Source organism: Bradyrhizobium sp. KZN70725 (assembly GCF_055264925.1).
In genome coordinates this window covers 1-15,414 of record NZ_JBUYWT010000044.1, presented here as the reverse complement: position 1 = coordinate 15,414, position 15,414 = coordinate 1, and the positions used below count along the sequence as shown (strand labels likewise).

Genomic DNA, 15,414 nt, shown 5'->3' with positions numbered 1-15,414 from the left:
CAACATTGGACAAATTGTCCAATGTGAACTTTGCTGCATCGCAGCTACCCCTTGGCGGAACTCATAAAATTCAAGTGGGGTGAGCCGTGCGCGCCTTGAAATTATTGGCCTTATTGCCGTTCGCGGCGCTCCTTGGCGGGTGCGATTTCGTCGTCCTGGCGCCTGCCGGCGACATCGCCGCCCAGCAGCGCGACCTCGTCGTCATCTCGACCGTGCTGATGCTCATCATCGTGCTTCCGGTGATGGCGCTGACCGTGTTCTTCGCCTGGCGCTACCGCCAGTCCAACACCGCGGCCCCCTACGAGCCGGAGTGGGATCACTCCACCCAGCTCGAGCTCGTGATCTGGTCGGCGCCGCTGCTGATCATCATCTGCCTGGGTGCGCTGACCTGGATGGGCACCCATCTGCTCGATCCCTACCGCTCGCTCGGCCGCATCGCCGCCGACAAGCCGATCGAGAGCAAGGACGCCCCGCTCAATGTCGAGGTGGTCGCGCTCGACTGGAAGTGGCTGTTCATCTACCCGGATTACGGCGTCGCCGCCGTCAACGAGCTCGCAGCTCCAGTCGACCGCCCGATCCGCTTCCGCATCACGGCGTCCTCCGTGATGAACTCGTTCTATATCCCCGCGCTCGCCGGCCAGATCTACGCCATGCCCGGCATGGAGACCAAGCTGCACGCGGTCGCCAACAAGGAAGGCACCTATCGCGGCTTCTCGGCCAATTACAGCGGCGCCGGCTTCTCCGGCATGCACTTCGACTTCAAGAGCCTGTCTGGCGCCGATTTCGACAAGTGGATCGCCACCGCCAAGACCAGCGCCAATATGCTCGGCCGCACCGACTATCTGCAGCTCGAGCGTCCGAGCCAGAACGATCCGGTCCGGCTCTACCGCTCGGTCGACCGCGATCTCTACAAGGCGGTCCTCAACATGTGCGTCGAGCCCGGCAAGATGTGCATGAGCGAGATGATGGCGATCGACGCCAAGGGCGGCCTCGGCCGCGAAGGCTTCAACAACACGCTGCCGCTGACCTACGACAAATACGCCCGCCGCGGCGCGCCGCTCGGCTCTGAGCCGACCTTCGTCGCCGGCATCTGTTCGATGGACGAGATCAAGGACGCGCCGTCACACGAGGTCACCGCGCCGCTCGACCTGACGCCGCTGCGCGGCTTCGGGCTGAAGCGCCCGCCGCTCTCGCCCGCGCACCCCTCGTCGACATCCTTGCTGCTCGGTCAGCGTCCGAAATCAGAGTCCTGAGGAGGACCGCATGAATCCCGATCTCGTCAAGATGATCTTCGGTCGCCTCAATCTGGAGGCGCTGCCGATCCACGAGCCGATCCTGGTCGGCACCTTCGCGGTGGTGGCGACCGGCGGCCTCGCGCTGTTTGCGATCGTCACCTATTTCCGGCTCTGGACCTATCTGTGGCGCGAGTGGTTCACCACCGTGGACCACAAGCGCATCGGCATCATGTACATGATCCTCGGCATCGTGATGCTGCTGCGCGGCTTCGCGGACGCGCTGATGATGCGGCTGCAGCAGGCGATCGCCTTTGGTGGCTCCGACGGTTATCTGCCGGCCCATCATTACGACCAGATCTTCACCGCACACGGCGTGATCATGATCTTCTTCGTGGCGATGCCGCTGGTCACCGGCCTGATGAACTATGTGGTGCCGCTGCAGATCGGTGCTCGCGACGTCTCCTTCCCGTTCCTCAACAATTTCAGCTTCTGGATGACGGTCGGCGGCGCCGTGCTGGTGATGATGTCGCTGTTCGTCGGCGAATTCGCCCGCACCGGCTGGCTCGCCTACCCGCCGCTGTCGAACATCGGCTACAGTCCCGATGTCGGCGTCGACTATTACATATGGGGACTACAGGTCGCCGGCGTCGGCACGACGCTATCGGGCATCAACCTGATCTGCACCATCGTCAAGCTGCGCGCGCCGGGCATGACGATGATGAAGATGCCGGTGTTCACCTGGACCTCGCTCTGCACCAACGTCCTGATCGTCGCCTCCTTCCCGGTGCTGACGGCGGTGCTGGCGCTGCTGTCGCTCGACCGTTACGTCGGCACCAACTTCTTCACGAACGACTTCGGCGGCAACCCGATGATGTACGTGAACCTGATCTGGATCTGGGGCCACCCCGAGGTCTACATCCTGGTGCTGCCGGCGTTCGGCATCTTCTCCGAGGTGACCGCGACATTCTCCGGCAAGCGGCTGTTCGGCTACACCTCGATGGTCTACGCCACCGTCGTCATCACCATCCTGTCCTACCTGGTCTGGCTGCACCACTTCTTCACGATGGGCTCCGGCGCCAGCGTGAACTCGTTCTTCGGCATCACCACCATGATCATCTCGATCCCGACGGGCGCGAAGATGTTCAACTGGCTGTTCACGATGTATCGCGGCCGCATCCGCTTCGAGCTGCCGATGATGTGGACGGTGGCATTCATGCTGACCTTCGTGATCGGCGGCATGACCGGCGTGCTGCTGGCGGTGCCGCCGGCCGATTTCGTGCTGCATAACAGCCTGTTCCTGATCGCGCATTTCCACAACGTGATCATCGGCGGCGTGCTGTTCGGCCTGTTCGCCGGCATCAACTACTGGTTCCCGAAGGCGTTCGGCTTCAGGCTCGATCCGTTCTGGGGCAAGCTGTCGTTCTGGTTCTGGGTCTCGGGCTTCTACTTCGCCTTCATGCCGCTCTATGTGCTCGGCCTGATGGGCGTGACCCGAAGGCTCCGCGTGTTCGACGATCCCTCCTTGCAGATCTGGTTCATCATCGCGGGCTTCGGCGCGTTCCTGATCCTGCTCGGCATCGTCGCGATGCTGGTGCAGTTCGCGGTCAGCATTCTGCGCCGCGAGCAACTGAAGGACACCACCGGCGATCCCTGGAACGCGCGGACGCTGGAATGGGCGACCTCGTCGCCGCCGCCGGACTACAACTTCGCGTTCACGCCCGTGGTCTACGACAACGACGCTTGGTGGGACATGAAGCGCCGCGGCTACAGGCGCCCGCTGACCGGCTTCAAGCCGATCCACATGCCGTCCAACACCGGCACCGGCATCATCCTCGCCGGCCTCGCGACGGTAATGGGGTTCGGCCTGATCTGGTACATCTGGTGGCTCGCCGCCGTCAGCTTCGTTGCGCTGCTCGCGGTCGCGATCGGCCACACCTTCAACTATCACCGCAACTTCCACATCCCGACGGATGAGGTGGTGCGGACTGAAGACGCGCGAACACGCGTGCTCGCCGCGGGAGCCCAGACATGAGCGTAGCAACAACCGTCTCCACCCAGGACTCCGAGCCGATCTTTCACGTTGTGGACGAGCACGATCATCCGGAAGGCGCCAGCACCATGCTGGGCTTCTGGATCTACCTGATGAGCGATTGCCTCATCTTCGCGATGCTGTTTGCGACCTATGGCGTGCTCGGCGGCAACTATGCCGCTGGCCCATCGCCGAAGGACCTGTTCGACCTCAAGCTGGTCGCGCTCAACACCACGATGCTGCTGCTCTCCTCGATCACCTATGGCTTCGCCATGCTGACGATGGAGAAATCGAGGATCGGCGCGACGCAAGCCTGGCTCGCCATCACCGGGCTGTTCGGCCTCGCCTTCCTCGGCATCGAGCTCACCGAGTTCGCGCATATGATCCACGAGGGCGCGACGCCCCAGCGCAGCGCCTTCCTGTCGTCATTCTTCACCCTGGTCGGCACCCACGGCCTGCACGTCACCTTCGGCCTCGTCTGGCTGGTGACGCTGATGGTGCAGACCGCGCGCTTCGGCCTCATCGAAGCCAACCGGCGCCGGCTGATGTGCCTCTCGATGTTCTGGCACTTCCTCGACGTGGTCTGGATCGGCGTCTTCACCTTCGTCTATCTCCTGGGAATGCTGCGATGACAACAAAAGCTCACGCCAAAGCTCATACGCTCGAAGCCAATGCCAGCCACGGACATGGCGATCACGGCGGCGCGGCTCACGGCTCGCTGCAGAGCTATCTGATCGGCTTCGGTCTCTCCGTCGTCCTCACCGCGGTGCCGTTCTGGCTGGTGATGACCGGCGCCATCGCCGACAAGCAGGTCACCGCGCTGATCGTGCTGGTGCTCGCCGCGGTGCAGATCGTCGTGCACATGGTGTACTTCCTGCACATGAACACGCGGTCCGAGAACGGCTGGACCATGATGGCGATGATCTTCACCGTGATCATGGTGGTGATCGCGCTGACCGGCTCGCTGTGGGTCATGCATCATCTCAATGTCAACATGATGCCGCTGCACGACATGAGCCAGATGCCGTGATCATGCGGTCTGCCAGACCATCGCTTGTGCTGCTCACGCTCGGCATGCTGGGCGTGGTGCTGCCGAGCGCGCTCGGTATCTGGCAGATCGAACGCCGGACCTGGAAGCTGGCGCTGATCGAGCGGGTCGAGCAGCGCATGCATGCCGCGCCGGTCGCGCCGCCGCCCCCATCGTCATGGCCGGCGGTCACGGCCGCGAGCGATGAATACCGCCGCGTCACCCTACGCGGCACGTTCCTCAACGCCGACGAAACGCTGGTGCAGGCCGTCACGGCCGAAGGTCCCGGCTTCTGGGTACTGACCCCGCTGCAAGCCGCCGACGGAACCACCGTGCTGGTCAACCGCGGCTTTGTTCCCGCTGATAAGCGCGATCCCGCGACACGGCGCGATGGCGAGCCGCAGGGCGCCGTCAGCGTCACCGGACTGCTGCGGATGTCGGAGCCGAAGGGCGGCTTCCTGCGCAGCAACGATGCTTCGGCCGGCCGCTGGTATTCCCGCGACGTTGCCGCCATCGCCGCCGCGCACGGATTGTCGCATGTAGCCCCCTTCTTCATCGACGCCGATGCGACGCCAAATCCGGGCGGCTACCCAATCGGCGGGCTCACTATCGTGCGGTTTCCGAACAACCACCTGATTTACGCGCTGACATGGTTCGCGCTGGCCCTTATGCTGGCGGGCGCGCTCCTGCGCGTCATCAGCGGCAGGAGCTGCGCCGGCGCCTCCGATCCAAGGTGGGGCTCACGGCGCGCCGCCGTGCGCCGCCTGATCGGCGCAGCCCGCAATCTGTCTCGCGACACAGGCCCAGATGCTCGAGCGCACATCGGATCTGCATGACGACAAGGCCGCGAACGGCGCGGCGGTGATGCCGTCCGCCGCGGGCGCGGCTGCCGGCATGCCGTTCGATCTCGCCGCGCCCGCCGACATCGCGACCAATCGCAAGAACATGGCCCTCCTGGTCCAGCTGCGCTGGATCGCCGTGATCGGCCAGATCGCCACCATCGGCTTCGTGCAGTTCTGGATGGGTGTCGCGCTGCCGCTGCTGCCCTTGGCGGCCGTGATCTCCGGGCTGGTGGCACTCAATGTCGTCAGCCTGCTGTGGCTGCGCTACCGCGCCGACATCAACAATCGCGAGCTGCTGGTCGCGCTGGCGCTCGACGTCGCGGCGCTGACCGCCCTGCTCTATCTCAGCGGCGGCGCCACCAACCCGTTCACCTCGCTCTATCTGCTGCAGGTGACGCTTGGCGCGGTGCTGCTCGACGCGCCCTCGACCTGGTCGCTGGTGGCGCTGGTCTGCATGAACTTCGCCTGGCTGACCAGCTATTACCGGCCGCTGGAGCTGCCGCAGCAAGGCTTCGCCGATGCCTTCAACCTCTATATCGCCGGCACCTTCATCGGCCTCGTGCTCGATGCCGTGCTGCTCGTGGTGTTCATGACCCGGATCAACCGCAATCTGCGCGATCGCGACCTGCGCCTCGCGGCGCTGCGCCAGCACGCCGCCGAGCAGGATCACATCGTCCGGATCGGCCTCCTGGCCTCCGGCGCCGCGCATGAGCTCGGCACGCCGCTCGCCTCGCTCTCGGTCATCCTCGGCGACTGGCGCCGGATGCCCGCGCTCGCCTCCGACCCTGAAATGTCGCAGGACCTCGGCGAGATGGAGATCTCGGTGCAGCGCTGCAAGTCGATCGTGACGGGCATCCTGCTCTCGGCGGGCGAAGCCCGCGGCGAAGGCTCCTCGCCGACCACGGTCACGGCGTTCCTGACGGCATTGGTGGAGGAATGGCGGACGACGCGGCCGTCGGCCACGCTGTATTTCCGCAACGCCTTCGGCGCTGATCTCGCGATCGTATCCGACATCGCGCTCAAGCAGGCGATCTTCAACGTGCTCGACAACGCCGCCGAGGTGTCGCGCGACTGGATCGAGCTGACCGCCGAGCGCAATGCCGACACGCTGGTGCTGTCGGTGACCGATCGCGGCCCGGGCTTCTCGCGCGAGATGCTGGCGCATATCGGCAAGCCGTATCAATCGACCAAGGGCAGCCCCGGCAGCGGCCTCGGCCTGTTCCTGGTGGTCAACGTGGTGCGCAAGCTGGGCGGCGTGGTGACGGCGCGCAACCGGCCGGACATCGGCGCCGCGGTCAGGCTCGAGCTGCCGCTCTCGACGCTCGCGATCGGAGACCATCTTGACGGATGAACGCCAGCTCCTGATCGTCGAGGACGATGCGGGTTTCGCCCGCACATTGAAGCGCTCGTTCGAGCGCCGCGGCTATGATGTGGCGGTGTCGGCCTCGCTCGACGAGGTCCGCCAGCTGCTCGAGCAGCAATCGCCCGGCTATGCGGTGGTCGACCTGAAGCTCGCCGGCGGTGCATCGGGCCTTGCCTGCGTCGAGGCGTTGCACACGCATGATCCTGAGATGCTGATCGTCGTGCTGACCGGCTTTGCCAGCATCGCGACGGCGGTCGAGGCGATCAAGCTCGGCGCCTGCCACTATCTGGCCAAGCCGTCAAACACCGACGACATCGAGGCCGCGTTCCTTAAAGCGCAGGGCAATGCCGCCATCGAGGTCGGTGCGCGGCCGACGTCGATCAAGACGCTGGAATGGGAGCGCATCCACCAGACCCTGATGGAGACCGACTTCAACATCTCGGAAGCCGCCCGCCGACTCGGCATGCACCGCCGGACATTGGCGCGCAAGCTCGAGAAGCAGCGGGTGAAGTAGGCGATAGAGGCGGATGACGCCGACGACATCCGCGCATGCGCGCCTGCCTCTTGCTTTGTCACGACATCGCGGCAACATCCGCCGCAGTGTCAATGTACTCCTGAAAGCGGACCGCCTTCCCGTCACGGTACTTGAAAACGTGGGCCCATTCGTTCGTTACAGTCTTGCCTGTTTTCTTTGCCCGCGCCGTGAGTGTACCCAGGACCACGACGGTGTCGCCCTGCTCAATCATCTCACGCGGCGCGAACTCGCTGAATTCCAGATTCTCGCCAACCTGGACGAAGAAGTTTGCAATCTGCTGCTTTCCCTTGAAGGTCCCGGCCCAAGGCAGTTTGTCCTGGGGACCCGGGGTTATCCACGTGCAGTCGTCATCGATCAGATCCCTCATGAGCGTCGGAATGTCACCACGTTGAAAGGCCTCATAACCCTTCCTGGTTGCCTCAACATTGGATGCCATCGAATTTCTCCTCGCTGCAAATTGATGGGGTCAGTTTAATGTCGATCAAATAACGGCAGGGCGGTCAGCATAGCACGCCGCGCTCCGGTTGCCGTCGTCATCCATGAAGCAAGACAAGACGATACTGGTCAGGATCGTTTACGTAGCTTCGAGCGTCATTGCGGCTCGCTTCGCTGCCAGTGTAAAGCGACGGCATGAGTAATGCCGACAAGCTCTTCCAACCCGACCCTGACAATGCCGACCATGCGGCCATGATCGCGGCGGCGATCCGCTGCATCGACGATTTCACCGACCGCTTCAACGCTCGCGATCTCGCCGGCATGGACGCGCTGCTGCACTTCCCGCACGTCATCCTGTCCGGCGAGCAGCTCGTGATCTGGGATGGCCCGGGCCAGCTGCCGCCGTCGTTCTTCAACGATCTGGCGCGCACCACAGGATGGACGAAGAGCACCTATCAGTGCAAGGAGCCGGTGCTGGTCGGGCCGCGCAAGGTGCATCTGCTGGTCGAATACAGCCGCGACCGCGCCGACGGATCGATTGCCAGCCGTCACCGCAATCTATGGATCGTGACCTCCGAGAACCGCCGCTGGGGCATCAAGCAGCGCTCGTATTGAGCACGCGGCGCGGCAGCATCAACGGCGTAGCCGACGGGCTACCGCCGAGCCAGGAAGACCCCCAGCAAGAATGCAACGGCCAGCGATTGAAGCGGAGCCGCCATGGTCGCTTCACTCAAGTGATGCAGCCACCGATCTTGTTCCGGCAAAGGTTCGAATACGCCGCGCTCAGCCATCTGACGGATCGCCTCTGACGCCTGCTCTATGCGTTGTTCAGGACTGGCAGTTGAAGCAATGGAGTTTTCGTTAGCCATCAGACGAACGGGCCTTCTGTATCAGCACTAACGTCCCTCGATTGCGGACTGTTCCTCGGCTCCTTCACTAAAGCGATGCGCTCAGTCATTCCTGAAGAAATTCGCGAACGGACGCGGCGGGGAGTCATCGTCTTCAGACGCCATGATCGGCACTTCGTGGCGTCGCGCCTGCTCCAAGAGCACCGGAGCTTCGCGGCGTTGCTCGCCTTGTTCGATGCGCCGCTGTTGACGCCTCGCCTGCTCGGTCGCGACGCGCTTCGCCTTGCGTTCGGCGTAGCGCTTACGCCGCTCCTTTTCTGCAATGTCAGATTTTCTCGTGTCCACCACGTCCGCCTGCTTCTCGACAGGCGCTTGTACGTCCTTGACCGGCTCCAGTGGCGGCTGCGGCGGTGAGGCTGCGTCTGGCGTGGCGGGCTCTCGTTGGGTGGCAGGCTGCGGTGGCTGCGCAGCTTCTGCCGTGGATGGCAGGATAACGCGCGCTGGTTCCGCGGGCGCTGGCGAAGAGACGCGCGCGGGGGCGCCGGCAGAATCCTTAAGCGCCGAATTCGCCATGAACAGTCCACCACCGAACCCAGCGCCTAGGATAATAAAAGTTGTTCCAACGCCTGCGAAAAAAATGCCTGCCTTTGATGTCATGGTCCGCTCTCCTCATTGGCGAGCGAACGCGCGAAAGTTACCGGCGTTCCGTTTCGGGATAAGTCGGCAACGAGTGCCGCTGGTCCAAGAGTCCAGCGGCGCGGACAGTTTGGAATATCGATCTGCCCGGGCGAAGATCGCGGTCGGGGGCTGCAACTTGCGGAGAGCCTGCACCCTCACCCGGATTGCATTTGCCATGCAATCCGACCTCTCCCACAAGGGGAGAGGTAAGCGTGCCCCACGGACACGCCGCCAAAGCAAAAAGCCCGGTCTTGCGACCGGGCTTTTGTTTTCAATCCGTCGAACCCTTTCAGGCGGCTTCGTCCTCGACGGCGGTATCGTCGCCATCGGTATCGGCATCCTCGCCGTCGGCATCACCCTCGCCTTCACCCTCGGCTTCTGCCTTGGCGCCGCGGCGCGGGCTCTTGGCGAGCTGGCCTTCGATCTCCTTGATCGCCTCGGTCTCGGTCGAGTGCTGCACGACCGCGATCTCGCGCGACAGGCGGTCGAGCGCCGCTTCATAGAGCTGGCGTTCGCTATAGGACTGCTCGGGCTGCGATTCCGAACGATAGAGGTCGCGGACCACCTCGGCGATCGCGACGATGTCGCCCGAGTTGATCTTCGCTTCATATTCCTGGGCGCGGCGCGACCACATGGTGCGCTTGACGCGGGCACGGCCCTTCAGCGTCTCCAGCGCCTTCTTGACCAGCGCCGGCTCCGACAGCTTGCGCATGCCGACATTGGCGACCTTCGCCGTCGGGACGCGGAGCGTCATCTTGTCCTTCATGAAATTGATCACGAACAGCTCGAGCTTGGCGCCCGCGATCTCCTGCTCCTCGATCGCCAGGATCTGGCCGACGCCGTGAGCGGGATAGACCACGAATTCATTGGCCTTGAAGCCCTGACGCTGCGTCACGACCTTCTTCGGCTCCTCGACGCGCGGCGCGGCGGCCGGCTTGGCGGCAGCCTTCGGAGCAGCGGCGGGGACGGCAGCCTTCGGGGCGGCCGGCTTCGGCGCAGCAGCCGTCTTGGTCGCGGCAGGCTTGGGGGCGACCTTGGCAGCAGCGGGCTTCGCAGCTGCCGCTTTCGCGGCAGTCTTGGCAGTCTTTTCTGGCATCACGCTTCTTTTGTTCTTTGAGGACTTTGCAGCCGCCGCCTTCTTGGCCCCCTTCACGGACGCCTTGGCACGGCCCTTGGTTGCGCTGCGAGCAACGACAGCGGCTTTTTTCGTCGTCTTTGAAGCACTCTTTTTACGCGTTTTCTGTGACACAGCCTGCGCGCGGAAACTGCCACGCCCCTGTTCGAGTTTGCGGGAACCTCGAAGCCACAAGGTACGCATGGCAGGGGGTTCTTGGCCTGTAATGTGTCAGATATAGCACATTTTCCGGAAAAATCAATGGTTTACGCCCGATTCCGGGCATAACAGGGGCCGTTCAGGTCATATGTCCGTCATTAGGGTTAAATCGGCGGCCGAACGGAGGGCCGCGGCGGAGCAGGGCCCGACCTTACCACGGTATTCCCCAGCGAATCAGTCGCCGCTGCCGGGATTCGGAGAAAAATATTTATCGAACTTGCCTTCCTTGCCTTCCCACTCCTTGGCGTCTTCCGGCGAGTCCTTCTTCTGGGTGATGTTCGGCCAGCTCTTGGCGTAGTCGCGGTTGACCTCGAGCCACTTTTCCAGGCCCGGCTCGGTGTCCGGCTTGATGGCGTCCGCCGGGCATTCCGGCTCGCACACGCCGCAATCGATGCATTCGTCGGGATGGATGACCAGCATGTTCTCGCCCTCGTAGAAGCAATCGACGGGGCAGACCTCGACGCAGTCGGTATATTTGCACTTGATGCAGGCTTCAGTGACGACGTAGGTCATCCAAAACTCCGGAACGATCGATTTTTCTGGGGTTGCGTAGCGCAGGAATACCGGGGCCGCAAGGGAAGCGGCCCTCGAAAAACGCCAGTATTCTCACGCTCCTGCCACCCAAATTGAGATAGCAAGCGCTAGATAACTACTCCTTACCGGCCTGCAAATTGCCGGCCTGCAAATCCTCGTACAGCACCCGCGCCGCGTTGGCATCGCCGCGCCGCTCGGCAAAGCCGATCACCTTGAGCACGCGGACGCTGTTGTCGAGCGCGACGGTGACGACGTCGCCCGCCTTCACCGCATGGCCCGGCGATTTCTCACGCGCGCCGTTGATCCGGACATGCCCCGATACGACGAGTTCAGCGGCACTGGTGCGGGCCTTCACCAGGCGCGCATGCCACAGCCATTTGTCGAGGCGCTGTCGATCCAAACTAGACCAAGCGTTAAACTAAGGGTTGGACTATTCCTTCCGGCCTGCGAGCTGCTCTTTCAGGGCAGCGAGCTTGGCGAATGGCGAATTCGGATCGATCGGCCGGTCGCGCTCGCGCGGCGCGCTCGAGGCGTAGGGCCGATGCGACGGGCCGCCCTCGCGCTTGTCGCGGCCGCCCTTGCCGAAATCGCGGCCGCCGCGGTCACGATCGCCGCGCTCGCCCTTGCGGTCGCCGCCAAACTTGTTGTCGCGGCGACGCTCATTGTCGCGATCGCGACCCTTGCCTTCGAAGCGTTCGCGGCGCTGGCCCTTGTTGTCCCTGTTGTCGCGGGCCTGCGCGCCCTCGGCGGGCGCCGCAGCCGGATCCGCGGGCGCGCCTGGACGCGGCGCGCGGAAATCCTGGTGACGGCGCGGACGGCGATGCTGTTCGCGCTTGCTGTCGCCCTCGCCGCCGCCTTCAGCGGCCTGCGCGCCCTCGGCGGGCTTGCCCTGGTGACGGCCGCGGTTGCGATCGTGGCCGCGATGATGCGGACGGCGCTCGTCGGAGCGGCCGCCGGGACGCCAGACTTCGACCAGCTGCGGCTCGGCCGGCGTCTCCGCGGCGGCGGCTTCAGCCGGTGCTGCCTCGGCACTCGCGGTCTCCGCGGCCGCCTCAGTGGCGGTCTCGGAGGGTGTCTCTGCAGTGGCTTCCACGGCAGGCGCGGGCTCGGATACTTCCGAAGCGGGCGCCTCAGCAGCGGGCTCTTCGGCGACAGCGGCGGGCTCCGCGGCAACTTCTGCCACGGGCTCGGGCTTGGTCTCGACGACGACCGGCGTCGCCTCGCTGGACACCACCTCGGCAAAGCCGACATCGGGCAGCAGCGCGGCCGACGGTGCGGGATCGCCCGACACCGGCTGATCCGTGGCAGCCTCGGGCGCTTCGGCCACAACCTCGGCAGTGGCACCGACCGGCGCATCCACGGCGGCCTCAGAGGTGGCCTCGACCGGCGGCGTCTCGGCGGCGACCGTCTCGGTGGTCCCGGCCACGGTCTCCGTGGTCTCGGCGACGGCCTCCGTGGCCTCGGCCGGCGCGGCCTCGACGGGCTTCGGCGGCAGCGGCGGACGGCGGTCCATGCGGTAGCCGAGCGCGCGCAGGATCGAGGCAAAATCCTCGCCTGCGGAGCCGGTCAGCGAGGTCATCGCCTGCGTCACGACAAAGCCGCGGCCGTCGAACGCACCCGCAGGCTTCTCGCCCGGCGAGGTCTCGCGCCAGGCCAAAGCGGGGCGGATCAGGTCGGCGAGCCGCTCCAGGATGTCGACGCGCACCGCGCGCTCGCCGCACTGGCGATAGCCGAGTACGCGATAGGCATCGCGCGGCAACGCCTTGTCGACCGGGAACGAGGTGCGGCCGCTGGAGGCGAGATGCTGCACATTCGACAATGCCGCCATGTCGGCATTGCTCTGCTTCTCGGCCCACAGCAGCGAGGCCAGCGAGCGCGCCGCGGGCTTCAAGAGCTGCGGGAAATAGATGTGGTAGGCGCCGAACCGCACGCCGTATTTGCGCAGGGCCGCGCGCGAGGGTTGGTCGAGATCCTTCATCTCGGCCGCGATCTTCGCGCGTTCGAGCACGCCGAGCGCTTCGACCAGCTGGAAGGCGATGCCGCGGGCGATGCCCTGAAGATCCTCGGCCTTGGACAGTTCGAACAGCGGCCCGAGCAGCTTTTCGATATGCGTCTTGAGCCAGAGGTCGAGCCGGGTCTGCACCGCTTCGCGCGAGGCGCCGGTCAGCCGCTCGTCGGAGATGATGCGCAGCCGCGGATGCAGCGCGTCCTCGGCGGCCACCAGCTTGGCGACCGCATCGCCGGTCCAGCGGATGGTGCCGTCGGAGGTCAGCACGAACTGCTCGTCGGGGGCGGCGCCCAGCTTCTCGGCGCGCGCATCGATCTCGCGCGCCAGCACCTGCTGGGCGGCGGCTTGCAGCGCCTTGGCGTCGCTGCCGGCCTCGGCCGCATCAGGTGCGAAGGTGAAACCATCGAGCCGGCCGATCACGTGGCCTTCCACGATCACTTCACCGGTCTTGCCAATTTCCGTATTCAAAACTGAGTTCTCCCGCAGGCGGCGCATCAATACACTGGTCCGCCTGTCAACGAAACGCTCCGTGAGCCGTTCATGCAGCGCATCGGATAATTTATTTTCGAGCTCGCGCGTGATCCCCTGCCAGTGGTCCGGGTCGTAGAGCCAGTCCGGCCGGTTGGCAACAAAGGTCCAGGTCCTGATCTGCGCGATCCGGCCCGATAGCGTGTCGATATCGCCGTCGGTCCGGTTGGCCTGGTCGACCTGGGCGGCAAACCATGCGTCAGGGATACGCCCCTTTTGCATCAGGAAGCCATACAGCGTGGTCACGAGTTCGGCATGGGCGGCCGGCGACAGCTTCCGGTAGTCCGGAACCTGGCAGGCCTCCCACAGCCGCTCCACCGCGGCCGCCCCATGCGCGAGATTGCGCACCTCGGCGTCGCGCGCAACATGCTCGAGCACGCGCAGGTCCTCGGCCACCGGGGCCCGCGTCAGTGCCTCATGATTGGGCGACAGCGCCAGCGACACCTGCAACGCGCCGAGCGAGGCGAAGTCCAACTTCGCGTTGCGCCATTGCAGCACCTTGACGGCATCGAAGGTGTGGTTCTGCAGCGCGTTGACGAGCTCCGGCTCGAACGGCGCGCAGCGGCCGGTGGTGCCGAAGGTGCCGTTGCGCGTCGCGCGGCCGGCGCGGCCCGCGATCTGCGCGAATTCGGCCGGCGTCAGGCGGCGGAACTGGTAGCCGTCATACTTGCGGTCGGAAGCGAAGGCGACGTGATCGACGTCGAGATTGAGCCCCATGCCGACCGCGTCGGTGGCGACGAGGTAGTCGACGTCGCCGTTCTGGAACATCGCGACCTGGGCATTGCGCGTGCGTGGTGAGAGCGAGCCCAGCACCACGGCCGCGCCGCCATGCTGGCGGCGGATCAATTCGGCGATCGCGTAGACTTCGTCGGCGGAGAACGCGACGATTGCCGTTCTGCGCGGCTGCCGCGTGATCTTGCGGTCGCCGGCGAATTCGAGCTGCGACAGCCGCGGCCGCGTGATGATCGAGGCACCCGGCAACAGCCGCTCGATCATCGGCCGCATGGTCGCCGCGCCGAGCAGCAGCGTCTCGTCGCGGCCGCGGCGGTTGAGGATGCGATCGGTGAACACATGCCCGCGCTCGAGATCGGCCGCGATCTGGATCTCGTCGACCGCGAGAAAGGACACATCGAGATCGCGCGGCATCGCTTCCACGGTCGAGACCCAGAAGCGCGGCGCCTTCGGCTTGATCTTCTCCTCGCCCGTGACCAGCGCGACGTTATCGATGCCGGCACGATCCGCGATCTTGTTGTAGACCTCGCGCGCCAGCAGCCGCAGCGGCAGCCCGATCAGGCCCGACGAATGCGCCAGCATGCGCTCGATGGCCAGATGCGTCTTGCCGGTGTTGGTCGGCCCGAGCACCGCGGTGACGCCTGCACCGGGCACGCGGTCATTTCCGAACGAAGTTGAGAAAGCCATATTTTGCAGGTGTTTCTTGAATTGTTGGGGCGCTCTCTGATCCGTCATCCCCGGTACAACGGCGAATTCGCCGTTGTACCTATGAGCAGCGCGTCAGCGCGTCTCGAAGGATGCACGGCCGAGATCGACCCGTTTGCGGCGATCTTGATGAGACAGCAGGGCCGTCGCCCTTCGAGAGGGCCGCCGCACGGCCTCCTCAGGGTGACGGTGAGGGATTGACGCTCTGGTCTTCACTCCTTCACGCGTCCTTTTCACAAAATCTGTCTCACAATGCGACGCTTTCCGCGCCTACCTTAAGCTCTGGAACGACTCTAGAACGAATCGCGGCCGAATCGCTGACTCTATTCCGGGCTCGGAACGTTCACCGCAACATCTCGGGTAGGCTGACGGCGGCGGCACTAGATCAAGTTTGAGAGGGCTCCACAAGCACAGGATATGCGGACTGAATTCCTTAAGTTCCAGGGGTGGCCGAGTCGAATCAGAAGCGGACAAGAGTCAACTGGATTCCGGTGACATTTGTTGTTGGTCCGCGCCTGCCTCTGTCTGTCATTCCGGGGCGCGCGTAGCGCGAACCCGGAATCTCGAGATTCCGGGTTCGCG

General features: G+C 64.7%; 15 protein-coding genes. 8 read left to right on the top strand and 7 right to left on the bottom strand.

Annotated features, from left to right (window positions below):
• Positions 1-86: 86 nt before the first annotated feature.
• From cyoA to ACZBJS_RS30980, 7 genes are read left to right on the top strand one after another with little or no spacing between them, the layout of a single operon-like run.
• A complete protein-coding gene (gene cyoA, locus ACZBJS_RS31010) occupies positions 87-1,253 on the top strand; it encodes a ubiquinol oxidase subunit II (RefSeq protein ID WP_316395864.1) in 1,167 nt (388 codons plus the stop codon).
• 10 nt (positions 1,254-1,263) lie between these two features.
• On the top strand, positions 1,264-3,267 hold the full coding sequence (gene cyoB, locus ACZBJS_RS31005) for a cytochrome o ubiquinol oxidase subunit I (protein ID WP_316395865.1): 2,004 nt from the start codon (positions 1,264-1,266) through the stop codon (positions 3,265-3,267).
• The gene (gene cyoC, locus ACZBJS_RS31000) at positions 3,264-3,896 is read left to right on the top strand and encodes a cytochrome o ubiquinol oxidase subunit III (protein WP_057015511.1); all 633 of its coding nucleotides are present in this window, start codon (positions 3,264-3,266) and stop codon (positions 3,894-3,896) included. The genes cyoB and cyoC overlap by 4 nt, the downstream gene beginning before the upstream one ends.
• Entirely contained in the window at positions 3,893-4,294 is a 402-nt protein-coding gene (cyoD, locus tag ACZBJS_RS30995; protein ID WP_456783239.1) for a cytochrome o ubiquinol oxidase subunit IV, read from the top strand. The genes cyoC and cyoD overlap by 4 nt, the downstream gene beginning before the upstream one ends.
• A gap of 2 nt (positions 4,295-4,296) precedes the next feature.
• Positions 4,297-5,127: an SURF1 family protein gene (locus tag ACZBJS_RS30990; protein ID WP_410469722.1), complete on the top strand. Its 831-nt coding sequence runs from the start codon at positions 4,297-4,299 to the stop codon at positions 5,125-5,127.
• Positions 5,099-6,484, top strand: coding sequence for an ATP-binding protein (locus ACZBJS_RS30985; RefSeq protein WP_316395867.1), 1,386 nt, complete (start codon positions 5,099-5,101; stop codon positions 6,482-6,484). Before ACZBJS_RS30990 ends, ACZBJS_RS30985 begins: the two co-directional genes overlap by 29 nt.
• On the top strand, positions 6,474-7,010 hold the full coding sequence (locus ACZBJS_RS30980; RefSeq protein ID WP_057015515.1) for a response regulator transcription factor: 537 nt from the start codon (positions 6,474-6,476) through the stop codon (positions 7,008-7,010). The genes ACZBJS_RS30985 and ACZBJS_RS30980 overlap by 11 nt, the downstream gene beginning before the upstream one ends.
• 58 nt (positions 7,011-7,068) lie before the next feature.
• Here the strand turns inward: ACZBJS_RS30980 and ACZBJS_RS30975 are convergent, their stop codons facing one another.
• On the bottom strand, positions 7,069-7,467 hold the full coding sequence (locus tag ACZBJS_RS30975) for a nuclear transport factor 2 family protein (RefSeq protein WP_253638058.1): 399 nt from the start codon (positions 7,465-7,467) through the stop codon (positions 7,069-7,071).
• Positions 7,468-7,661: 194 nt separating this feature from the next.
• Here ACZBJS_RS30975 and ACZBJS_RS30970 point away from each other — a divergent pair, with 194 nt between their 5' ends.
• Positions 7,662-8,081: a hypothetical protein gene (locus ACZBJS_RS30970; protein ID WP_316395868.1), complete on the top strand. Its 420-nt coding sequence runs from the start codon at positions 7,662-7,664 to the stop codon at positions 8,079-8,081.
• Between the two features lie 38 nt (positions 8,082-8,119).
• Here ACZBJS_RS30970 and ACZBJS_RS30965 read toward each other — a convergent pair whose 3' ends face one another.
• The 6 genes from ACZBJS_RS30965 to ACZBJS_RS30940 form a co-directional block, all read right to left on the bottom strand.
• Positions 8,120-8,335, bottom strand: a complete 216-nt coding sequence (locus tag ACZBJS_RS30965) for a hypothetical protein (protein WP_316395869.1) — start codon at positions 8,333-8,335, stop codon at positions 8,120-8,122.
• Positions 8,336-8,416: 81 nt separating this feature from the next.
• A complete protein-coding gene (locus ACZBJS_RS30960; RefSeq protein WP_156436051.1) occupies positions 8,417-8,971 on the bottom strand; it encodes a hypothetical protein in 555 nt (184 codons plus the stop codon).
• A gap of 310 nt (positions 8,972-9,281) precedes the next feature.
• Positions 9,282-10,088, bottom strand: a complete 807-nt coding sequence (locus ACZBJS_RS30955) for a CarD family transcriptional regulator (protein ID WP_080686805.1) — start codon at positions 10,086-10,088, stop codon at positions 9,282-9,284.
• Positions 10,089-10,499: 411 nt separating this feature from the next.
• On the bottom strand, positions 10,500-10,838 hold the full coding sequence (fdxA, locus tag ACZBJS_RS30950) for a ferredoxin FdxA (RefSeq protein ID WP_057015519.1): 339 nt from the start codon (positions 10,836-10,838) through the stop codon (positions 10,500-10,502).
• A 136-nt stretch (positions 10,839-10,974) separates the two neighbouring features.
• On the bottom strand, positions 10,975-11,259 hold the full coding sequence (locus ACZBJS_RS30945; protein ID WP_168858670.1) for an RNA-binding S4 domain-containing protein: 285 nt from the start codon (positions 11,257-11,259) through the stop codon (positions 10,975-10,977).
• Between the two features lie 30 nt (positions 11,260-11,289).
• Complete coding sequence (locus tag ACZBJS_RS30940; RefSeq protein WP_463439686.1) at positions 11,290-14,814, bottom strand: helicase-related protein; 3,525 nt, start codon at positions 14,812-14,814, stop codon at positions 11,290-11,292.
• Positions 14,815-15,414 lie beyond the last annotated feature (600 nt).